This window comes from Kineosphaera limosa NBRC 100340 (assembly GCF_000298215.1).
GTDB lineage: Bacteria > Actinomycetota > Actinomycetes > Actinomycetales > Dermatophilaceae > Kineosphaera > Kineosphaera limosa.
In genome coordinates, this window is sequence record NZ_BAHD01000004.1 from 60983 (window position 1) to 81841 (window position 20859).

15 protein-coding genes are annotated in these 20859 nt (G+C 71.0%); 11 read left to right on the plus strand and 4 right to left on the minus strand.

What is annotated here, in order from left to right:
* Nucleotides 1-46: 46 nt before the first annotated feature.
* Both KILIM_RS01330 and KILIM_RS01335 read right to left on the minus strand, forming a co-directional pair.
* Nucleotides 47-607, minus strand: a complete 561-nt coding sequence (locus tag KILIM_RS01330) for a dihydrofolate reductase (protein ID WP_157551386.1) — start codon at nucleotides 605-607, stop codon at nucleotides 47-49.
* Between the two features lie 5 nt (nucleotides 608-612).
* Nucleotides 613-1431, minus strand: coding sequence for a thymidylate synthase (locus tag KILIM_RS01335; RefSeq protein ID WP_006590802.1), 819 nt, complete (start codon nucleotides 1429-1431; stop codon nucleotides 613-615).
* Between the two features lie 101 nt (nucleotides 1432-1532).
* Between KILIM_RS01335 and KILIM_RS01340 the strand changes: the two genes are divergently transcribed.
* From KILIM_RS01340 to KILIM_RS01380, 9 genes are all read left to right on the plus strand, one after another.
* Nucleotides 1533-2195, plus strand: a complete 663-nt coding sequence (locus KILIM_RS01340) for a pyridoxamine 5'-phosphate oxidase family protein (protein ID WP_006590803.1) — start codon at nucleotides 1533-1535, stop codon at nucleotides 2193-2195.
* Nucleotides 2196-2409: 214 nt separating this feature from the next.
* The gene (gene dapA, locus KILIM_RS01345; RefSeq protein WP_040561800.1) at nucleotides 2410-3312 is read left to right on the plus strand and encodes a 4-hydroxy-tetrahydrodipicolinate synthase; all 903 of its coding nucleotides are present in this window, start codon (nucleotides 2410-2412) and stop codon (nucleotides 3310-3312) included.
* Nucleotides 3309-4994, plus strand: coding sequence for a ribonuclease J (locus tag KILIM_RS01350; protein WP_006590805.1), 1686 nt, complete (start codon nucleotides 3309-3311; stop codon nucleotides 4992-4994). The genes dapA and KILIM_RS01350 overlap by 4 nt, the downstream gene beginning before the upstream one ends.
* 260 nt (nucleotides 4995-5254) lie before the next feature.
* Entirely contained in the window at nucleotides 5255-7990 is a 2736-nt protein-coding gene (locus tag KILIM_RS01355) for an FtsK/SpoIIIE family DNA translocase (RefSeq protein ID WP_006590806.1), read from the plus strand.
* 1 nt (nucleotide 7991) lies between these two features.
* Nucleotides 7992-9176 (plus strand): serine hydrolase, encoded by a 1185-nt coding sequence (locus tag KILIM_RS21940; RefSeq protein WP_006590807.1) that lies wholly within the window; start codon nucleotides 7992-7994, stop codon nucleotides 9174-9176.
* Nucleotides 9177-9262: 86 nt separating this feature from the next.
* Complete coding sequence (rimO, locus tag KILIM_RS01365) at nucleotides 9263-10801, plus strand: 30S ribosomal protein S12 methylthiotransferase RimO (protein ID WP_006590808.1); 1539 nt, start codon at nucleotides 9263-9265, stop codon at nucleotides 10799-10801.
* Nucleotides 10798-11433 (plus strand): CDP-diacylglycerol--glycerol-3-phosphate 3-phosphatidyltransferase, encoded by a 636-nt coding sequence (gene pgsA / locus KILIM_RS01370; RefSeq protein WP_006590809.1) that lies wholly within the window; start codon nucleotides 10798-10800, stop codon nucleotides 11431-11433. The genes rimO and pgsA overlap by 4 nt, the downstream gene beginning before the upstream one ends.
* Nucleotides 11430-12044: a CinA family protein gene (locus KILIM_RS01375; protein WP_006590810.1), complete on the plus strand. Its 615-nt coding sequence runs from the start codon at nucleotides 11430-11432 to the stop codon at nucleotides 12042-12044. The genes pgsA and KILIM_RS01375 overlap by 4 nt, the downstream gene beginning before the upstream one ends.
* Before the next feature lie 148 nt (nucleotides 12045-12192).
* Nucleotides 12193-12498 (plus strand): helix-turn-helix domain-containing protein, encoded by a 306-nt coding sequence (locus KILIM_RS01380; RefSeq protein ID WP_006590811.1) that lies wholly within the window; start codon nucleotides 12193-12195, stop codon nucleotides 12496-12498.
* Between the two features lie 74 nt (nucleotides 12499-12572).
* Here the strand turns inward: KILIM_RS01380 and KILIM_RS01385 are convergent, their stop codons facing one another.
* Nucleotides 12573-17867, minus strand: coding sequence for a DEAD/DEAH box helicase (locus KILIM_RS01385; protein ID WP_040561802.1), 5295 nt, complete (start codon nucleotides 17865-17867; stop codon nucleotides 12573-12575).
* 127 nt (nucleotides 17868-17994) lie between these two features.
* On the opposite strand from KILIM_RS01385, the gene KILIM_RS01390 reads away from it, so the two are divergent.
* A complete protein-coding gene (locus KILIM_RS01390; RefSeq protein WP_006590813.1) occupies nucleotides 17995-18228 on the plus strand; it encodes a DUF3046 domain-containing protein in 234 nt (77 codons plus the stop codon).
* Nucleotides 18229-18288: 60 nt separating this feature from the next.
* On the opposite strand, the gene KILIM_RS01395 is transcribed toward KILIM_RS01390, so the two are convergent.
* Nucleotides 18289-19287, minus strand: coding sequence for a universal stress protein (locus KILIM_RS01395; protein ID WP_006590814.1), 999 nt, complete (start codon nucleotides 19285-19287; stop codon nucleotides 18289-18291).
* 292 nt (nucleotides 19288-19579) lie between these two features.
* Between KILIM_RS01395 and recA the strand changes: the two genes are divergently transcribed.
* Nucleotides 19580-20689 (plus strand): recombinase RecA, encoded by a 1110-nt coding sequence (recA, locus tag KILIM_RS01400; protein WP_006590815.1) that lies wholly within the window; start codon nucleotides 19580-19582, stop codon nucleotides 20687-20689.
* Nucleotides 20690-20859: the final 170 nt, after the last annotated feature.

Genomic DNA, 20859 nt, shown 5'->3' on the forward strand with positions numbered 1-20859 from the left:
GGTGACTCGAGCCTAGGAGCGGACACCGACACCGTGGGGCTCGTCGTCACCCGCTTTGTGCGCTCGAACGCGCCCGGCTGCCCCCTGCCACGCCCACCTGCGCGCTGTCCGGCTGCCCGCCGTCTCGGCGCACGTAGGTGACGAAGGAGTAGCCGTCGCGCTGCTCGTGAGCGCTCTCGCGCCAGGTCGCCGGATCGATGGCGGGAAAGAAGGTGTCGCCGTCGGGTGCCGCGTCGATGTGCGTGACCTCGAGGCGGGTCGCCACCGGCATCGCCTGGGTATAGATCTGGCCACCGCCGACGACCGCGATCGGCACGCCGTCGGTAGCGGCCAGCTCCAGCGCCGCGCCCAGGTCGAGGGCCGATTCGACGCCCTCGTGCCGCCAGGATCGGTCGCGGGTCACAACGATCGTGCGCCGCCCCGGCAGCGGCCGCCCGATGGCCTCGAACGTCTTGCGGCCCATGACCATCGGGTGGCCCATCGTTAACGCCTTGAACCGCCGCAGGTCCTCCGGCAGGTGCCACGGCATGCCGCCGTCGGCGCCGATGACACCGTTGGCCGCCACCGCGGCAACGAGCACGACCTCCGAGGTGGTCAGGCTGCTCATGCCATTCATACGGCGATCGGGGCTTTGATGCCCGGGTGCGGGTCGTAGGCCTGCAGCTGGACGTCCTCGATGACGAAATCCTCCAGCCGGCGACGCTCGGGGTTCAGCGCCAGCGTGGGCAGCGGGCGCGGGTCTCGGCCCAGCTGCTCGCGGGCCTGCTCCAGGTGGTTGAGGTAGAGGTGCGCGTCGCCGATCGTGTGCACGAAGTCGCCGACCAACAGGTCGGTGACCTGGGCGACCAGGTGCGTCAGCAGCGCGTACGAGGCGATATTGAAGGGCACCCCGAGGAAGACATCGGCGCTGCGCTGGTACAGCTGGCAGCTCAGCCGCGCGGGGCCATCGGGCTCGTGGCGATCAGGGGCCACGTAGAACTGGAACATCGTGTGGCAAGGGGGCAGCGCCATCGCATCGACCTCCGCGGCGTTCCAGGCCGAGACGATGTGCCGCCGCGACTGCGGGTTGGAGCGAATCGACTCCACGACCCCGGCGATCTGGTCGATGGTGCGGCCGTCCGGCGCCGGCCACGACCGCCACTGGTGCCCGTAGACCGGCCCCAGGTCGCCGTCCGCGTCGGCCCACTCGTCCCAGATCGTGATGCCGTGCTCCTGCAACCACCGCACGTTGGTGTCGCCGCGCAAGAACCAGATGAGCTCGCCGACGATCGAACGCAGGTGCAGCCGCTTGGTCGTCAGCGCCGGAAAACCGGCGCTCAGATCGAACCGCATCTGGTGCCCGAAAACCGACAGCGTGCCGGTGCCGGTGCGGTCACCCCGCTCGACGCCCTCGTCGAGAATTCGGGTCATCAGGTCCAGGTATTGCTCCATGCGCCACAGAGTAGGTCGCAACACCGACAAGGTTCGGCACGCGCCACTCGTTGCTCGTCCGCCCGGCGCGCCGGCGACGACGGGGATGCCATGCTCTGACCATGGCATCTCTCGATCGGCTGACCCGGCACCCGGAACGCGGTAGCGACGACCGCGACGACCTCTTCGCTCTGCTGGACGCGCAGTGGTTCGGCACGTTGTCGACGGTGACCGCCGATGGACAGCCCTGGGCCGTACCGATGCTGTACGCCCGCGACGGGGAGCGCATCCTGATCCACGGATCGACCGGTGCCGGGGCCCTGCGCGCGGTCGCGGAGGGCGCGCCGGCGGTCTTCAGTGTCATGAGCGTGCAGGCCCTCGTGGTCGGCCACACGACGTTCGAATCGTCGGTGAACTACCGCTCCGCCACCATTCGCGGGCACCTGCGCCGCGCGACGGAGCAGGAGCAGGCCCAGGCGTTGGACACCCTTTCCGATGCCGTGATCCCCGGGCGCACCGCCGAGGTTCGACCGATGAACCGAAAAGAGTTGGCGGCCACCAGCGCCTGCGTTCTCGACATCGTCGACGGCGATTGGCTCTACAAGACCCGCACCGGTTGGCCCAGCGACGCCACGGCCTCCAACTCCGGCGAACACCCGAGCTGGGCGGGGATCGTGCCTGTTCAGACCACCTATGGGCAGCCGGAGCCTGCCCCCTGGGTGCGTGCGTCGCAGGTGCCGGTCCCGGCGTCTGTCCGCCGGCTCGGCCAGACCCCCACAACGTGACCGCGGTCACTTCTGCGAACTTTCTTGTTTCAGGGTGTAACGCAATCGGGGGGTGGCGCGATGACCCCATTGAACGCGGCGCTACTCGAACCCCCGAGCGAGTAGCGTCGCGTTCTTCCATTCCTGCGGGGTCTGCTTCTGTCCCGGCTCACCGCGGCCCCCTAGGGCGCGTGTGCGGATGATGCTGTCGGTGCCAGGCGATACCGTAATCCCCATGACAGCGCCCCTTGGCCGCGTGCTGACCGCCATGGTCACGCCGATGACTCCAGACGGCTGCGTCGACCTCGACGCCGCCGCCGCACTGGCCACGTACCTCGTCGATCAGGGAAACGACGGGCTCGTCGTCAACGGCACGACAGGGGAGTCGGCCACGACCAGCGACGACGAGAAGCTCGCGCTGCTCGAGGCGGTCGTCGCGGCGGTCGGTTCGCGAGCCACGGTCATCGCCGGCGTCGGTACCAACGACACCGCCCACACGCTGGAGTTGGCGCGCCAGGCCCACGGCGCTGGGGTCGACGCTTTGCTCGTCGTCACGCCGTACTACAACAAGCCTCCGCAGGAGGGGCTGCTGGCCCACTTCACGGCGGTCGCCGACGCGACTCCGCTGCCGAACGTGCTCTACGACATTCCGGGCCGGTCCGGGGTCCCCATCGCCACCGACACGCTGCTGCGGCTCGGGGCCCACCCCCGCATCGTCGCGGTGAAAGATGCCAAGGGAGACTTCTGGGGTGCCACCAAGGTCATGGCGCAGACCGATCTTCTCTGGTACTCGGGCAACGACGCCGACGACCTGCTGCACCTGGCCCTCGGGGCCACGGGGTTCATCGGCGTGACCAGCCACATCGCAACGCCGCAGTACGTGCAGATGCTGCAGGCCTGGGACGCCGGCGACGTCCAACGCGCCCGCGAGATCCACCGCGAGCTCGTACCGGTCGTCGACGCCGTCATGAACATCACGCAGGGAGCCATCATGTCTAAGGCCGCGCTCGTCGAACTCGGCGTGTTGCGTCATCTCGAGGTCCGTCTACCGCTGGTCCCAGCCAGCCCCGAGCAGCGCACGCTGTTGGCCGCCGGCATGAATGCCAGCGGGGTCGGCCAGGCGGCGGTCGCCCGATGAGCCACCCGCATCCTGAGTTGACCGAACCGCCGCCGCTGCAGCCGGGCGCCGTCCGCATCGTGCCGCTCGGCGGTCTGGGCGAGGTGGGCCGCAACATGACGGTCATCGAGCACGAGGGCAAGCTGCTCATCATCGACTGCGGCGTGCTCTTCCCCGAGGATCACCACCCCGGGGTCGACCTCATCCTGCCCGACTTCAGCTACATCGCCGACCGGCTCGAGGACGTGCAGGCGATCGTGCTCACCCACGGCCACGAGGACCACATCGGCGCCGTGCCCTACCTGCTGCGGCTCAAGCCCGACATCCCGCTCATCGGGTCGACCCTGACCCTGGCGCTCATCGAGGCCAAGCTCAAGGAGCACCGCATCAAGCCGTACACCCTCACCGTGCGCGAGGGGCAGACCGAGCAGCTCGGCGTCTTCGAGTGCGAGTTCGTGGCGGTCAACCACTCGATCCCCGACGCGCTGGCCGTGGCCGTGCGCACCGAGGGCGGAGTCTTGCTGCACACCGGCGACTTCAAGATGGACCAGCTGCCGCTCGACAAGCGGATCACCGATCTGCGGGCGTTCGCCCGACTCGGGGAGGAGGGCGTCGATCTCTTCCTCGTCGACTCCACCAACGCCGAGGTCCCGGGGTTCACGACCCCGGAGAAGGACATCTTCCCGGCCATCGAGCGCGTCTTCGCCAAGGCGCAGCGGCGGATCATCGTGGCCTGCTTCTCCTCGCACGTGCACCGCGTGCAGCAGGTGCTCGACGCGGCCGCCGAATACGGACGCAAGGTCGCCATCGTGGGTCGCTCGATGGTGCGCAACATGGGCATCGCCGAAGACCTGGGCTACCTGCACGTGCCGCCCGGCGTCGTCGTCGACATCAAGAAGCTCGACGACTACCCCGAAGACCAGCAGGTGCTCATCTGCACCGGGTCGCAAGGTGAGCCGATGGCGGCGCTGTCGCGGATGGCCAACCGCGACCACAAGATCGAGGTCGGTGAGGGCGACACTGTGGTGCTGGCCAGTTCGCTGATCCCCGGCAACGAGTCGGCGGTGTATCGGGTCATCAACGGACTCATGCGCCTGGGTGCGAACGTCGTGCACAAGGGCAACGCGCGGGTGCACGTCTCCGGGCACGCCAGCGCTGGCGAGTTGCTGTACTGCTACAACATCGTGCGGCCGACGAACGTCATGCCGGTGCACGGCGAATGGCGCCACCTCGTGGCCAACGGGCTGCTGGCCGAGCAGACCGGGGTGCCACCGGAGCGGGTCATCCTCGCCGAAGACGGCGTGGTAGTCGACCTCGTGGACGGCATCGCGCGGATCGTCGGCGCCGTGGAGTGCGGCTACGTCTACGTCGACGGATCCTCCGTGGGCGGCACCGACGAGGCGCTGCTCAAGGACCGACGGATTCTGCGAGACGAGGGCTTCGTGACCGTCATCGTCGTGATCGACTCCTCGACCGGCAAAATCGCCTCCGGCCCGGAGGTGCTCACTCGAGGCTTTGCCGAGGACGAGTCGTTGCCGGAGGCGGTGCTGCCGCGGATCACCGAGGCGGTGGAGGCCGCGACGGCCAAGGGGGTCACCGACTCGCATCAACTGCAGCAGATCGTGCGCCGCACGGTCGGCAGTTACGTCGGTGGCAAGTTGCGGCGGCGGCCGATGATCATCCCCGTCGTCATCGAGGCCTGAGTAAGGGCCGGTTGGGCGGCGCGCCGGGGCGGCTACCTGGACGGGCGACCCTGCTGACCTACTCTGCGATTGTGGCCACACGTAGCTCTTCGTCGTCGCGCGCCTCGGGTACTCGTTCGAGCGGTAGTTCGTCAAGCCCGCGCTCGGGTCAGTCGTCGCGACCTCGCGGGGGGCGGCCCACCGGTCGCACGGTGAGCGCCGGCGCGCGACCCAAGGGCGGCGGGCTGCCGCTGCCATTGCGGGCGGTTCGGGGAACATGGATGGGGGTGGCGAATGTGGCCGGTGGCGCCGTACGCCGGGTCGGCCGCAGCGCCGAGCAACTCGAACCCGAGCATCGCCGCGACGGCTTGGGTCTCTTGCTGTTTGCGCTGGCTGTCGTCGTCGCGGCCCGCGAGTGGTGGGGGTTGACCGGTTCGGTCGGCGACCTCATCCACACCGTTGCGGCCGGCACGTTCGGCCGTGCGGCGCTCGTCCTGCCACTGGTGTTCATCGCGTTCGGGCTGCGCCTCATGCGCCGACCCGACGACGAGCACGGCACCAACCGCATCATGATCGGCACGATCGCGTTGGGCCTGGCGCTGTGTGGGCTGCTGCACATCGTGGCCGGCACCCCGACGATGTCCGACGGGCTCGTCTCCTTCCGCGACGGCGGCGGGATGATCGGCTACCTGGCGGCGGCGCCGCTCGTGGCCGGTATTCGCACGGCGGGGGCGGTGGCGCTGCTGCTGATCCTCGCGTTCTTCGGCGTGCTCGTCATCACGGCGACCCCGGTGCACCGCATCCCGGAGCGGCTGCGCGAGGCGGGCGAGTCGCTCTTCGGCCCGGCGGCGGCGCGGGTGCGTGACGACTCGACCGAGCCCGGCAAGGTTCGCAGCCGTAAGGGGCGTCGCCTCGGACCCGACGGCGAGCCGCTCGACGGCGACGTGCCCTTCGAGCAGGCCGCCCAGGTGCACCCCGGTCAGCCGGGTGGACGCGCCGGTCGGTTGCTGCGCGCAGCCCGCGGTCGCGCGGCAGGCGCGGACGACGAGGCCACCGACCCACGCGCCGACCCCATCGAGCAGTCGGGGAGCGGCTCGCGTACCAGCACCGCGGCCGATCGCAATGCGGCTGCCCGCGCCGCAACCGCAACCGCACCCGAAGCGACCGGGGCCCGGGCAGGCCGCGGCGCCAACGGCGACGCAGCGAACACCACCCGGGCGCTGTCGGCGCACGAGCGCGCCGCAGCCACCGACGCTGCACGGCGACCTGGTGGACCCGACGCCGCACCGCAACCGGCCGACATCGGCCCGAAGCCCGCGCTTGAGGCCCCGCCCACCGAGCCGATGCCGCAGCGGGTCGAGCAGCTGTCCCTCGCCGGCGATGTCACGTACACGTTGCCCGACCAGAGCGCCCTCAAGCCCGGCACGCCGCACAAGACACGCTCGGTCGTCAACGACCGCGTCGTCGAGTCCCTCACCGGCGTGCTCGATCAGTTCTCCATCGACGCCCAGGTCACGGGCTTCTCCCGCGGCCCGACGGTGACCCGCTACGAGGTCGAGTTGGGGCCTGGCATCAAGGTCGAGCGGGTCACCGCGCTGAGCAAGAACATCGCCTACGCGGTGGCCAGCGCCGACGTACGGATCCTCTCGCCGATCCCCGGCAAGTCCGCCATCGGCATCGAGATCCTCAATGCCGACCGCGAGAAGGTCAGCCTCGGCGATGTGCTGCGCAGCCAGGTGGCGCACAAGAACACGCACCCGATGGTCATGGGGGTCGGCAAAGACGTCGAGGGCGGCTACGTCATCGCCAACCTCGCCAAGATGCCGCACCTGCTCGTCGCGGGCGCCACCGGCTCCGGCAAGTCGAGCTTCGTCAACTCGATGATCACTTCGATCCTCATGCGCTCGACGCCCGATGAGGTGCGGATGATCCTCGTCGACCCCAAGCGGGTCGAGCTGACCGCATACGACGGCATCCCGCACCTCATCACGCCGATCATCACCAACCCCAAGAAGGCCGCCGAGGCTCTGCAGTGGGTCGTCAAGGAGATGGACGCCCGCTACGACGACCTCGCAGCGTTCGGGTTCAAGCACATCGACGACTTCAATCGCGCGGTCAAGTCGGGCCGGGTGACTCCCTTGCCGGGGTCGGAGCGGGTGTTGCAGCCGTATCCGTATCTGCTGGTCGTCGTTGACGAGTTGGCCGACCTCATGATGGTCGCCCCGCGCGATGTCGAGGACTCCATCGTGCGGATCACCCAGCTGGCGCGCGCCGCCGGGATCCACCTCGTGTTGGCGACACAGCGGCCTTCGGTCGATGTCGTGACCGGCCTTATCAAGGCGAATGTGCCGAGCCGGATGGCGTTCGCGACGAGCTCGCTGGCCGACTCCCGCGTCGTGTTGGATCAGCCGGGTGCCGAGAAGCTCATCGGTCAGGGCGACGCGCTGTTTCTGCCGATGGGCGCGAGTAAGCCGATGCGCGTGCAGGGCGCGTGGGTCACCGAGACGGAGATCCACGATGTCGTCGCCCACGTCACCGGTCAGCTCAAGCCGACGTACCGCGAGGACGTGACGGTCAAGGCGGAGAAGAAGCAGATCGACGACGACATCGGCGACGATCTCGACCTCCTGCTGCAGGCGACCGAACTCGTCGTTACCACCCAGTTCGGCTCGACGTCGATGCTGCAGCGCAAACTGCGGGTCGGGTTCGCCAAGGCTGGGCGCCTTATGGACCTGCTGGAGTCGCGTGGCGTCGTCGGGCCGTCCGAGGGCAGCAAGGCCCGCGACGTGCTCATCAAGATCGACGATCTGCCGGCGACCCTGGCCATGATGCAGGGCGACGACGTGCCGCCCGACCTCGACGACGGCGAAGCCGGCGTTCCCGGCGGCTCGGGCCGGCCCGGAGGGTCGGGTGGCGGGTCGGCCGGCCCCGGCCCGGTGTTCTCCGGCGCTGCAGCGCAGACGCCGGATGAGCAGAGCGAGGATGCCTGGGAGCTGACCGGGCGGGATCGCTACTGAGATGTCCAGACGGGCGACAGTTGCGGCGACGGTCGTCGGCGCGCTGCTGCTGACGGGCTGCTCGGGCATCCAGGCCGAACCGGGCAGTGTCACGGCGGTCGAGGCCTCCGCCACACCGTCGGTGGCCACCACCCGCCCGACCCCGGGGCAGGTGACCATGGTCTCGCCGACGCAATCCACACCCCGGTCGGCGGGTGAGAGCTCCGCGGCGACCACCCCCGGCTCGACGACATCGACGCGGACTCCGGTGCCGCCGGCCGCCTCGTCCTCTAGTTCAGCTTCAGTGCCTGCAGGCAGCGCCACCCACGCAACCACCCCCGCCGACCAGACCCCCGATCAGGCCGGACACGAGCAGCCGACCACCGATGGGGCGAGCTCGACCACCAACGCCGCGAGCCCGGCGGCCACGCCGCTGGCCACGCCGGAGATCGACACGCGGACCCTGCCGCCGGCGGGCCACCTCGACCCCGACGAACTGCAGGCAGCCCTGGCGCCGGTGCGGGAGCGGTACGGCGACCGGTTGGCCGTGGCGTGGGGGCCGGTCGGCGAACCGGCGGCGGTGCGCAGCGTCGGCGCCACCAAGGATGTCGAGTCGTGGTCGACCATCAAGGCCCCGATCGCGCTGGCCATCGAGCAGCAGGCGGACGGCGAGCCGTCGGAGTCGGTCCGGCGCCAGGTGCGCCTCATGCTCACGGTCTCCGACAATGCGGCGGCCTCGGCGCTGTGGCGCGAGCTCGGCGATCCGGCGACGCGGGTGCGCCAGGTGCTGCGCGAGGCCGGCGACGAGACCACCGTGCCTGCCCGCGACGCGGACGGCGCTGCCGTGACGTTCGGGCTCACCGCCTGGCAGCCGGCCGACGCCGCGCGGTTCGCCACGATGCTGCCGTGCGCGCCGGAGGCGGACCCTGTGCTCGACCTGCTGGGCAGCATCGACAGCGAGCACCAGTGGGGTCTGGGCACGGTGGCCGACGCCCGGTTCAAGGGAGGCTGGGGGCCCAGCCCGCACGGCTACCTCGCGCGGCAGGTCGGGGTCATTCCCCGCCACGGTGACCAGTGGGTCGGCGTGGCCATCGCCGCCCAGCCGGACGCCGACAACCACGCGCAAGCCGTCGCCGCCATCGACGAGGCCACCACGATCCTCGTCTCGCTCCTGGGTTACGACGACGCCGGCACCTGCCCGCGCTGACCGGTGTGCGGGCGCGATCACGCCCTCGCTCAGCCACACCAACACGGGCCACGCGGGCTCGTCCGCCCGCCACGTAGAGTGGTCGCATGTCGTCGAGCGTCCTTCGCGCGGGTGCCCAGAGGTCCGATGGTTCTCTGGTCGGCGACGAGCGGCCCACGGCGCCCGGCGACAGCGTGGGTGACGGGCTGCGGCGGGTCGCGATCGTCAGCCTGGGCTGCTCGCGCAACGATGTCGACTCCGAGGAGCTCGCGGGCCGCCTCCAGGCCAACGGTTGGCAGCTCGTCGCAGAACCTGCCGACGCCGATGTCGCGGTCGTCAACACGTGCGGTTTCGTGGAGCAGGCCAAGAAGGACTCGATCGACACAATCCTGGCGCTGCACGACCTCAAGGGCAGCGCCCGCACCAGCGCGGTCGTCGCCGTCGGCTGCCTGGCCGAACGGTACGGCCGCGAGCTGGCCGACGAACTGCCGGAGGCGGACGCGGTGCTGGGCTTCGACTCCTACACCGAAATGTCGGCGCAGCTGCGCGGCATCCTCGAGGGCGAACGGCCGGTCGCGCACGTCCCGCGGGACCGGCGCACGTTGTTGCCCATCGCCCCCAGTGCCCGGCCGGTGGCCGCGGCGCAGCTCGCCGTGCCGGGGCACGGGGGAGGGGCCGGCGGTTTTCCCGCAGGCGGCGCGTCGGTGCTGCGGGCCCGCCTCGACAACCGGCCGTGGGCGCCGCTGAAGATCGCCAGCGGCTGCGATCGCCGGTGCGCGTTCTGCGCGATCCCCGCCTTCCGCGGCTCGTTCGTCTCGCGCCACCCCGACGAGGTGCTCGCCGAGGCGCGCTGGCTGGCCGACCAGGGGGTGCGCGAGGTGCTGCTGGTCTCGGAGAACTCGACCTCCTACGGCAAAGACCTGGGCGATCTGCGCTTGCTCGACCGGCTCCTGCCGCAGTTGGCCAGCGTCGACGGGCTGGACGTCGTGCGCGTCTCCTACCTGCAGCCCGCCGAAATGCGACCCGACCTCATCGATGTGATGACCTCGACGCCCAAGGTCGCGCCGTACTTCGACCTGTCGTTCCAGCACGCGTCGGGTCCGCTGCTGCGGCGGATGCGTCGCTTCGGCGACCGCGAGTCGTTCCTACGGCTCATCGAGACGATCCGTGACCGCGTGCCCCAGGCGGGCATTCGCTGCAATGTCATCGTCGGCTTCCCTGGCGAGTCGCAGGCCGACGTGGAGCAGCTGTGCGGCTTCATCGCCGACGCCGGCCTCGACGCCATCGGCGTCTTCGGCTACTCCGACGAGGACGGCACGGAGGCGGAGGGTCTCGACGGTCACCTGCCGCAGGAGGTGATCGACGAGCGGGTCGAGCGGATCAGCGACCTCGTCGAGGCGGCGGTCGCTGCGCGGGCCGCCGATCGCGTCGGCGACCAGGTGAGCGTGCTCATCGAGAGTGAGGACGCCGATGCGGAGGGTCTTATGGGGCGTGCCCTGCACCAGGGGCCGGAGGTCGACGGCACCTGCCTGATCGTCGCTCCCGAGGACAGTGCGTACGCGGTGGGGCACGTGGTGTCAGGGGTGGTCGTCGACAGCGACGGGGTCGATCTCGTCGTTCGGGCCGACGCGACGGTGCCGGCATGAGCGCCGGGGACGCCTCCGGCCCGCGGCGCGACGGGGGGCCTGAGGACATCGACGGTCTCGCGGCGCAGCCGGCGCCGGTGAGCAACTGGAATATCGCCAACGCCTTGACCGTCGCGCGGATCGTCATGGTGCCGGTCTTCGGCTGGCTGCTGCTGTACGACGCGGGGCAATCCCCGGCCTGGCGCTGGACCGCACTGGTGGTCTTCGTCGTCGCGATGGCGACCGACCGCTTGGACGGCCAGTTGGCGCGCTCCCGCGGCCTCATCACCGATTTCGGCAAGCTCGCGGACCCCATCGCCGACAAGGCGCTGACCGGAATGGCGTTCATCGGGCTCAGCCTCATCGGGCACCTGTGGTGGTGGGTGACGATCGTGGTGCTCGCGCGTGAGATCGGCATCACGCTGCTGCGGTTCGTCGTCGTCCGCTACGGGGTCATGCCCGCCAGCCGCGGGGGCAAGCTGAAGACGGTGCTGCAGGCGGTGGCGCTCGGCATGCTCATCGCGCCGATCGGCGGTTTCTGGCCGGTGCTGGCCGGTGTGGTCATGGCTGTCGCGGTCATCGTCACCCTGGTGACCGGCGCGGACTACGTGCTGCAGGCGCGCCGCCTGGCGGCGGGCGCGCGGTCGTCATGAGTGACCGCCGGCCGGGCTCGGGCGACGGTCTGGGCGAGGCAGGCGACGAGGCAGCGGCCGGCGGCCGGGTCGGCGAGTTCTGGACGCCTCGCGATACCGCCGATCTCGTCGCCTGGCTGGCCCAGCATGGCCAGACCGTGGCCACCGCGGAATCCCTCACCGGCGGGCTTGTGGTCGCTGCGCTCACGGACCCGCCCGGTGCCTCGGCCGTCGTCCGCGGCGGGATCGTGGCCTACCACAGCGACATCAAGGCGGCCCTGGTCGGCGTCTCCCCGCAGGTGCTGGCCGGGGGAGCGGTCCAGGCTCAGGTGGCGCTGGAGCTAGCGGCCGGTGCTCGCCGGCAGCTCCGGGCGACGTGGGGCGTGGGAACGACGGGTGTTGCCGGGCCCGAACCCGCGGACGGTCAGCCCGTCGGCACCGTGTTCATCGCGGTGTGCGGCGAGAACGCCGCCGGCGAGGGTGTCGATTCGGTCGTCGCGCTGAACCTGGCGGGTGATCGGGCAGCGATTCGGGAGGCGACCGTCAGGAGCGCCGTGGCACTGCTCGGGGAGACCGCCCGCGGGGGTGTTGTCGACCGCCCGGGCCCGGCTTCCCGGCCGCCACAGCGTTGACCAGGTACCGTGAGAAGGAACAACTTCGTAGCCTGCCAGCGTTTATGGCCCGTATTGGGCTGGAGGTGCCGGCCGGAGACGGGGCTCCGAGTCGGCGCACAGCGCTCCGATTCGGGTGTGTCCGTTCGCGAGACGTGTAGGAGGCGTCATGGTCGTCGTGTTGCGCCGCGAAGTCGGTGACGTGCTGCGCACGCGCCGGGTCGATCTCGGGCGGACCTTGCGTGATGTTTCGGCACAGGCTTCTGTGTCTTTGGGTTACCTCAGCGAGGTAGAGCGCGGCGAGAAGGAGGCCTCCTCCGAGTTGCTCGCCAGCATTTGCGCGGCTCTGGAGTTGCCGATGTCGGCGATGCTGCGCAACGTCTCCGAGCGTGTTGAGCGTGCCGAGAACCTCAGTGCCCCGGTCGCGTTGCCGGTGCGCACCGCCGAGCAGCAGGTCCGCGCCTCCGCAGCCTGAGCTACCGGTGGGCTCTGGTCGTCGCCGTTCGCCGGTGAGCCGACTGCTATCGCACAACGTGGGCGTGTCAGTGGTCAGCGGCGTAGCCGCAGGCCCTGCGGGGTGAGGTGGAAGCCAGCGTCGGTCAGGGCCTGCACGAGCGGGTGCTGCGACCCCAGGAGCTGCCTACCGTCAGCCGTGCTGATCGTCAGTGTGCCCATCGCACCCCGATGCACCGCGGACGCCAGGGCGCTCGCCGCGTCGGCCAGGGCCGCGGGGTCCGCAGTCCAGGTCAACAGGGTGCGGCCGCCGCGCTCCAGGTAGAGAACCAGCTCACCCGCCCGCAGGACGACCACGGACCCCGCCTTGCGGCCCGGGCGATGCCCGCTGCTTTCCCCGGCGCCGCTGGTGGTGCCGCCCTTGCTGCCGCCGTCAGTGCCGCTGCTTCTGCCGCTGTCGCTGTTGCTCCCATTCGCAGCGCCGCCCCGGCTCTCCGGGCCGCTGCCACGCTCGGCGCTCTGGCTCGTGGCACCGTCGCGTCGTCGGGCCGGCTCGGCGCGCAAGCCTGAGCTGGCGGGCCAGGGGAGCGCGGCACCATACGGATTCGCGGGGTCCGTGGCGGCCAGCAGGAGCACCCCCGGGGCGCCATGCCCCTCGTGCTCGGTGCCGCGCCTCGCCGGGCCGCCCGTCGCTGGCCCGCGCTGCCCGGTCACGCCGGGCCGGCCCGGAAACCCTGCGGTGGCCGTGTCCTGCTCGTTCGGTGCCGGCGCCCGTAGTTGGTCGATGGCCGATGGCGGCGCGAACTGGGAGGCGCCCAACCCCTCGACGAGGTAGCCGCGGCGCACCTGGCCCGACTCCTCGGCGCGGGCGAGCACCTTGTAGACGGCTGCGAACCCGCCGTCGATCTCCTCGGCGGTCACGGCGCCGCGGGTGACGACGCCGTGGCGTAGCAGCAGCATCTCGGCTGCGGCTACAGCGCGCGTCGTCGCCTCCGACACCGGGACGGGGAGCAGCGCCCACCGACCTGCTGTGGCGCCCGCCCGGGCACCCAGGCCGGAGCGTCGCGCAGCGCCGATCCGCATTCTCCCGGCCGTGCCCGCCGTCCCGGCCGTGCCCGCCGTCCCGGCCGTGCCCGCCGTCCCGGCCGGGGCCGTCGTCCCGGCCGAGCTACTGGTCCCGGCTGCACCCGGTGCCGCCGCAGCTCCCGGTGCGACGGCAGAGCCCGGCGCCGCGGTGGATCCCACGCCGGACCTCAACGAGCCGAGGGACCCCAGTCCGGTGCCGACGCGCGAACTGAGTCGCCGTCCCCGCGGAGGCTGTCGGCGCCGTTTGTGGGCTCCGGAGTTGTCGATGCGAGCCCGTACCGCGCCAAACCCGTCTGTGCTCACGCGCCCCTGGTGTGCCAGCTCCCACAGCAGCTGCTCGATATCCACGGGCAGCTCGGGCACCCTTTCGCGCACCCGCTGTTCGAGCGCATCCGCGAAGAAGCCGGCGCCGCCTGCCAGCAGCTCGAGCAGCGCCTCCTCGGCGGCTGGATTCGACGGGGCGCTCGGCGGTGCGCAGGGAGCCAGCGTGAGTTCGGCGGTGGCGGTCGGATGCAGGGAGATCCACAGGTCGCCGCCGGGGATGGCGCCGTGCGCCTGCCAGCAGACCTCACCGGTGGCCAGCGCCTCGTCGAGCAACTGCGGGGTGTATCCGGCGACCCGCGCGGGCAGCACGAGAGACTCCAGCGCGCTGGCGGGAATCCGCGCCCCCGCCAACTGCTCCACGGCCTGCAACAGGCCGTCCAGGCCGCGCAGGCGCCCGGGCACGCCCTGCCAGCGCGCCAGAAAGCGGGCGAGGTCGACCGGTGCCACCGGCTCCAACTCGGCGCGTAGCGCCGCGAGCGACCGCCGTTTGAGGCGCCGCAGCACGTTCGCGTCGCACACGTCGTCGCCGTGATCGTCGGGTGCGCGTAGCTCGGTGGGTTGCAGCGGGCCCTGCACGAGCCGCCCGGCGGCGACCAAGCCCGCCAGGACAACGCGGGCGACCTCCGCCGCCAGTCCGAACCGGCCGGCGGCGGCGCCGGGCGTGAACGGCCCCCGCGTGGCGGCGTACTGGGCGAGCAGCGAGGCGAGGGGGTCGTCACCGGCGTCGAGATAGGCGTCGGGGATACCGACGGGCAGCGCGACCCCGAGCCCGTCGCGCAGGCGACCGGCGTCCTCCACGACCGCCCACCGGGGCGTGCCGTTGATGCGCACCGCGATGACCCGCCGGGAGCGGTCGAGCTCGGCCAGCCACTGGGGCACCTGCGCGGCCGCGTCGGGCACGGTGCGTTCGGCGATCTCGTCGGTCGACAGCGGGCCCACCCGGCGCAGCAAATCGGTGACGTCTTCGGCGTGGCGGCAGCGGCGTTGCTCGGTGAGCTGCTGCAACTCGGCCTCGACGTCGAGCACGGCCTGCGGGTCGAGCAGGTCTCGCACGAGCGCGCCGTCGGTGCCCAGCAGCTCGGCCAGCAGACCGGGGTCCAGGGCGAGCGCTGCCGCCCGCCGCTCCGCCAGCGGCGAGTCGCCCTCGTACAAGAACTGCGCGACGTAACCGAACATGAGGCTGCGGGCGAACGGCGACGCCGACGGTGTCTGCACGTGCGTCACCTGCACCCGGCCGGCCTCGATCTGCCCGATGAGCGCGCGCAGCCCCGGCACGTCGAAGACGTCCTGCAGGCATTCACGGACGGCCTCCAACACGATGGGGAACTGCGGGTACCGCGAGGCCACCGCCAGCAGGTGGGTGGCCCGCTGCCGCTGTTGCCAGAGCGCCTGCCGGCGGCCCGGGTTGCGCCGGGGTAGGAGCAACGCCCGGGCCGCGCACTCTCGGAAGCGGGACGCAAATAGGGCCGAGCCGCCGATCTGGTCGGTCACGATCTCGCCGATCTCGTCGGCACCGGGAAGGATCGCCTCCGCCAGTCGGCCCGCCCAGCCACCGTCGTCCTCGTCGAGATCCGCGTCGGGCAGGCTGACGACGATCCCGTCGTCACCGTGCATGATCTGCGGGTCGACGCCGAACCGTTCTCGTAGCCGCGCCCCGATCGCCAGCGCCCACGGCGCGTGCACCTGCGCGCCGTACGGGGAGTGCAGCACGATGCGCCAGTCGCCGAGCTCGTCGCGAAAGCGCTCGAGAATGAGGTTTCGGTCGTCCGGGACCTGGCCCGTGGCCTCCCGCTGTTCGGCCAGGTAGGCGAGCAGGTTGTCGCGGGCCCACTCGTCGAGCCCGGCGTCGGCCAGCCGCTGTCGGGCCTGCCCGGCGCCTGCGGTCGAGACCTCGCGGACGAAAGCGCCCACCGCGGTGCCCAGCTCGCTGCCCCGGCCGATGCCGTCGCCCTTCCAGAAGGGCAGCCGCCCCGGGGCCCCCGGGGCCGGCGACACCAGCACGCGGTCGTGGGTGATGTCCTCGATGCGCCACGAGGAGGTGCCCAGGGTGAAGACGTCGCCGACCCGCGACTCGTAGACCATCTCCTCGTCGAGCTCGCCGACGCGGCGCCCGGTGCCCTCGGCGCCGGCGAGGAAGACCCCGAACAGCCCCCGATCGGGAATGGTTCCGCCGCTGGTCACCGCCAACCGCAACGCGCCGGGGCGACCCGAAAGCACGTCGGTGGCGCGATCCCAGACGATGCGGGGGCGTAGCTCGGCGAACTCCTCCGAGGGATAGCGGCCGGCGAGCATGTCGAGCACCGACTCCAGCACCGGTCGCGACAGCGACGCATAGGGGGCAGTGCGCCGCATCAGGGCCAGCAGCGCTTCGACGCCCCACTCGTCCTGCGAGCACATCGCCACAACCTGCTGGGCCAGCACGTCGAGCGGATTGGCGGGGATGTGCACCTCCTCGATGGCCCCCGCTCGCATCCGCTCGACGACGACCGCCGTCTGCACGAGGTCACCGCGGAACTTGGGAAAGAACACGCCACGGGAGACGGCCCCGACCTGGTGGCCGGCGCGCCCAACACGCTGCAGCGCGCTCGCGACCGTGGGGGGCGACTCGACTTGGATCACCAGGTCGACGGCGCCCATGTCGATGCCCAGTTCGAGGCTGCTCGTGGCCACGACCGCCGGTAGCCGCCCGCTTTTGAGGTCGTCCTCGATGACCGCCCGAGCCTCCTTGCTGACCGACCCGTGGTGGGCCCGAGCAACCACCCCTGGGGCGCCCTGGGCTACCCCGGAAGCGAGAATCTGGGCCGGCGGCGACGGACTCCCCACGCGCAGCGGGGTGTGCCGCGCATCGGCGCGCGCCGAGCCCGCCGGTACCTCTTGCGCCTCCAGCGCCTCCGCTTGCGCGGCCAGGCGTTCGTCCCACAACTCGTTCAAGCGGGCGGTGAGCCGTTCGGCCAACCGCCGGGAGTTGACGAACACGAGGGTGGACCGGTGGGCGGTCACCAGGTCGAGCACACGCTCTTCCACGTGGGGCCAGATCGAGGCCCCGGCAGCGGCATCCGACCCGCTCGCCGAATCGGAGGCGGTGCGGGGGTCGGGAGCCCAGATGTCGTCCCAGTCAGACACGCTCGGGCCTGCGGCGGGCTCGCCACTGTCGCCGCCCTGCTGGCCGGCCGACCTGTTCGCGGCGGCGATCGGTCGCGGCGAGGTGTCGCTGGGCGTCGCGATGACACCCGGCGGTCCGCCGAGCTCCCCGAGGTCGGCCACGGGCACCTGCACGTGCAGGTCCCATTTCTTGGTCGACGGTGGTTGCACGATGCGCACCGGCTCTGGCCCGGCCAAGAACCGCGAGACCGCCGCCACAGGCCGCACGGTCGCGGACAGCCCCACGCGCTGGGCGGGCCGCGCCAACAGTTCGTCGAGTCGCGAGAGGCTGACCGCCAGGTGCGCCCCCCGCTTGGTGCCGGCCACCGCGTGGATCTCGTCGATGATGACCGTCTCCACCCCGCGTAGCGCCTCCCGCGCGCTCGAGGTGAGCAGCAGGAACAGCGATTCGGGGGTGGTGATGAGGATGTCGGCGGGGTTGCGAGCGAACTCTCGGCGCTCCTGGGCGGGTGTGTCGCCCGAGCGCACCGCTACCCGCACCCCGGGCGCGTCGACGCCCAGTCGACGCGCGGCGCCGGCGATACCCACCAGGGGCGACCGCAGGTTGCGCTCGATGTCGACCGCCAGCGCCTTCAACGGCGAGACGTAGAGCACCCGAGTAGCAGACCGGGTGGGCGGTGTGGGGTCGGCATGCAGTCGGTCCAGCGCCCACAGGAACGCCGAGAGCGTCTTGCCGGAGCCGGTGGGGGCCACGACGAGCGTGTGCTCGCCGGAGGCGATCGCCTCCCAGGCAGCGACCTGCGCAGGCGTTGGGCCCGCGAAGGCGCCCGTGAACCACTCCCGGGTCGCGGGAGAGAAACGGGCCAGTACGTCGGACATGCGCACAGGCTCTCACCCACGACCGACAAGATTCGCCATCTGGCCGCTACACCCCTACCCACCTGCAGGAACGTGAACCAGAGGCGGCGGCAACCCAGGCTCTGGGTGCATGAGGTTGACTGGGCGGATGCGACTGAGTCAGTTCTGGCAGCTCATGGACGACGAGTTCGGCGGCGCCTACGCGCGCACCTTGGCCGTCCACCAGAGCCTGCCCGACCTGGGTGGGCGCACGGCCGACGAAGCGCTCACCCAGGGCGTACCGCCGCGGCAGGTGTGGGACGCGGTGTGCGAGCAGATGCAGGTGCCGATCGAGCGTCGCCTCGGCATCGACCGGCCTGCCAAACCGGGCAACCCGGACTGAGTCCTACGCCGAACTCTCTACACCGAACGTCGGCGCAGTGCGCCCGGACCCGGCGAAGCCTCAGCGGTCCTCGCGCCGGTTGACCATGACGGCGACCGGGCAGGGAGCCGCGGTCAGCATGTGCTGACTCACCGAGCCCAGCAAGAGCCCGGCGAAGCCACCTCGCCCGCGGCTGCCCACGACCAGGAGGTCGGAGTCCTTGACGGCACCGAGCAACACCTCCTCGGTGCGGCCGCGCTCGATGTGCACCTCGACGGTGACATTCGGGTACTCCTCGCGGCAGTTGCCCAGCGCCCGCTCGATCGTGGCGTGGTGCCGTTGCACCACCTGCTCCCAGGCGGGGGAGTCTTTCGTGGTGACGACCATGCCGTCGATCATCTCCAGCCACCAGGCGAGCACGAGGTCGACGTCCCCGCCCGGACCGGCCATGCGCATGGCGAACGCCACCGCCTCGGTGGCGTCGGTCGAGCCGTCGACACCGACCGTGATCTTCAAGGACCCGGTCGGATGCTCCGGCTGGCCCTCGCGCACGACGATGACGGGGCATCGCGCGTGTGCCGCGGTCTGCAGCGAGACGGTGCCCAGCATGACGGACGCCAGGCGGCCGTGACCGCGACTGCCGACGACGACGATCTCGGCGTCGTGCGAGGCGATGACGAGGTGCTGTGCCGGTCGTCCCCAAGGCCGGGAGAAGGTGACTCGCAGGTCGGGGGAGACCTGGTCGACGTAGGCCTTGGCCTCCTCGATGACCGTCAGGCTGGAATCGAGGGCGTCCAGGGTCGGGTCGGTCCACGCGACGGAGCTGTCGAGGTGGGCGGCGCCGATGTAGGTCTCGCGGGCGCACAGCAGATGGATCGCGCGTTCCCGGCGGGTGGCTTCGGCGACGGCCCAGGCCAGGGCCCGGTTGGCGGCGGGCGAGCCGTCGACACCGACGACGACGGAGCCGGGCGGCACGGGATGGTCCGCGACCTCCTGCGAGCCCTGCGCCTGATCGGTGCGGTCCGTGGTGTCGAGGCGGTCGGGAGTGTCGGGGCGCCTGTCGTGGGTCTCGTCGGTCATGATTCGATTCTCTCGCCCCGGTCGGCTCCTGACGAGCGTTCGCAAGATCTCGATCCACACATGGGCGTGTCGCCGCACCCCTCCGCGGCATCGAACAGATGTTCGCCTACAGTGATCCACAGGCCTGCCCGGCGCGGTCCGTTATCCACAGCCCACGCTGGTGGCGCGGAACCTTGTCGGTGCTCGCCCTTAACGTCTGATCAGAGCCCGCGGTACACCGGTGTTCGCCGGAACATCGGGCCTGGTCGCAGGTAGACGGCGGACCACGAGACAGGTAAAGGAGAGCCGGCTGATGGCTGCCAACGAGCAGAAGCAGAACTCACTGAACACGGTGATGGCCCAGATCGAGAAGAACTTCGGCAAGGGCGCGGTGATGCGTCTGGGTGACGACGTGCGCCCGCCGATCGAGGTGATCCCGACGGGGGCCATCGCGCTTGATGTCGCGCTCGGTATCGGCGGTCTGCCGCGGGGGCGGGTCGTGGAGATCTACGGTCCGGAGTCCTCGGGTAAGACGACGGTGGCGTTGCACGCGGTCGCCAGCGCCCAGAAGGCCGGGGGCATCGCGGCGTTCATCGACGCCGAGCACGCGCTGGACCCCGAGTACGCCAAGAAGCTCGGTGTCGACACCGATGCGCTTCTGGTCAGCCAGCCCGACACCGGGGAGCAGGCACTGGAGATCGCCGACATGCTGATCCGCTCGGGGGCTCTCGACATCATCGTCGTCGACTCGGTCGCCGCGCTCGTGCCGCGCGCCGAGATCGAGGGGGAGATGGGCGACAGCCACGTCGGTCTGCAGGCCCGCCTCATGTCCCAGGCGCTGCGTAAGCTCACCGGCGCCCTCAACAGCTCGGGCACGACCGCGATCTTCATCAACCAGCTACGCGAGAAGATCGGCGTGATGTTCGGCTCCCCAGAGACGACGACGGGCGGTAAGGCGTTGAAGTTCTACGCCTCCGTCCGCCTCGACGTACGACGGATCGAGACCCTCAAGGACGGCTCGGAGCCGGTCGGTAACCGCACTCGGGTCAAGGTCGTCAAGAACAAGGTGTCGCCGCCGTTCAAGCAGGCCGAGTTCGACATCATCTACGGCCAGGGCATCTCCCGCGAGGGCGGGCTGATCGACATGGGTGTCGACCAAGGCTTCGTGAAGAAGTCTGGCTCCTGGTACACCTACGAGGGCGACCAGCTGGGCCAGGGCAAGGAGAACGCACGCTCGTTCCTGCGCGACAATCCGGGGCTGGCCGACGAACTGGAGATCAAGATCAAGGCCAAGCTCGGCGTCGGTCGTGCGGCGCAAACCGCTGGCGACCCGGAAGGCGCACCCGCGGCCGACAAGGCCGGCGGCAAGCGGCCGCTGAACGGTAAGAAGATCCCCGCAGACGAGGTGCCCGTGACGTTCTGAGTCGCGACGTGATCAGCTCACAGGGCACCTCATGACGTCGAAACTAGAGATGGCCCGCGCTGCGTTGGCGCGTGCCGAGGCTGCAGCTGCGTCTGGGTCTGGTTTGGGGTCGTCGGCGGGCGGGACGCCCCGTGTCGCGGCCGGCGTTGCGACGAGTAGCGACGGTGCGG

Excerpts from the sequence above, each read along its gene's own strand:
- KILIM_RS01330 (WP_157551386.1), bottom strand. The coding sequence starts at position 607 with ATGAGCAGCCTGACCACCTCGGAGGTCGTGCTCGTTGCCGCGGTGGCG.
- KILIM_RS01335 (WP_006590802.1), bottom strand. The coding sequence starts at position 1,431 with ATGGAGCAATACCTGGACCTGATGACCCGAATTCTCGACGAGGGCGTC.
- KILIM_RS01340 (WP_006590803.1), top strand. The coding sequence starts at position 1,533 with ATGGCATCTCTCGATCGGCTGACCCGGCACCCGGAACGCGGTAGCGAC.
- dapA (WP_040561800.1), top strand. The coding sequence starts at position 2,410 with ATGACAGCGCCCCTTGGCCGCGTGCTGACCGCCATGGTCACGCCGATG.
- KILIM_RS01350 (WP_006590805.1), top strand. The coding sequence starts at position 3,309 with ATGAGCCACCCGCATCCTGAGTTGACCGAACCGCCGCCGCTGCAGCCG.
- KILIM_RS01355 (WP_006590806.1), top strand. The coding sequence starts at position 5,255 with ATGGGGGTGGCGAATGTGGCCGGTGGCGCCGTACGCCGGGTCGGCCGC.
- KILIM_RS21940 (WP_006590807.1), top strand. The coding sequence starts at position 7,992 with ATGTCCAGACGGGCGACAGTTGCGGCGACGGTCGTCGGCGCGCTGCTG.
- rimO (WP_006590808.1), top strand. The coding sequence starts at position 9,263 with ATGTCGTCGAGCGTCCTTCGCGCGGGTGCCCAGAGGTCCGATGGTTCT.
- pgsA (WP_006590809.1), top strand. The coding sequence starts at position 10,798 with ATGAGCGCCGGGGACGCCTCCGGCCCGCGGCGCGACGGGGGGCCTGAG.
- KILIM_RS01375 (WP_006590810.1), top strand. The coding sequence starts at position 11,430 with ATGAGTGACCGCCGGCCGGGCTCGGGCGACGGTCTGGGCGAGGCAGGC.
- KILIM_RS01380 (WP_006590811.1), top strand. The coding sequence starts at position 12,193 with ATGGTCGTCGTGTTGCGCCGCGAAGTCGGTGACGTGCTGCGCACGCGC.
- KILIM_RS01385 (WP_040561802.1), bottom strand. The coding sequence starts at position 17,867 with ATGTCCGACGTACTGGCCCGTTTCTCTCCCGCGACCCGGGAGTGGTTC.
- KILIM_RS01390 (WP_006590813.1), top strand. The coding sequence starts at position 17,995 with ATGCGACTGAGTCAGTTCTGGCAGCTCATGGACGACGAGTTCGGCGGC.
- KILIM_RS01395 (WP_006590814.1), bottom strand. The coding sequence starts at position 19,287 with ATGACCGACGAGACCCACGACAGGCGCCCCGACACTCCCGACCGCCTC.
- recA (WP_006590815.1), top strand. The coding sequence starts at position 19,580 with ATGGCTGCCAACGAGCAGAAGCAGAACTCACTGAACACGGTGATGGCC.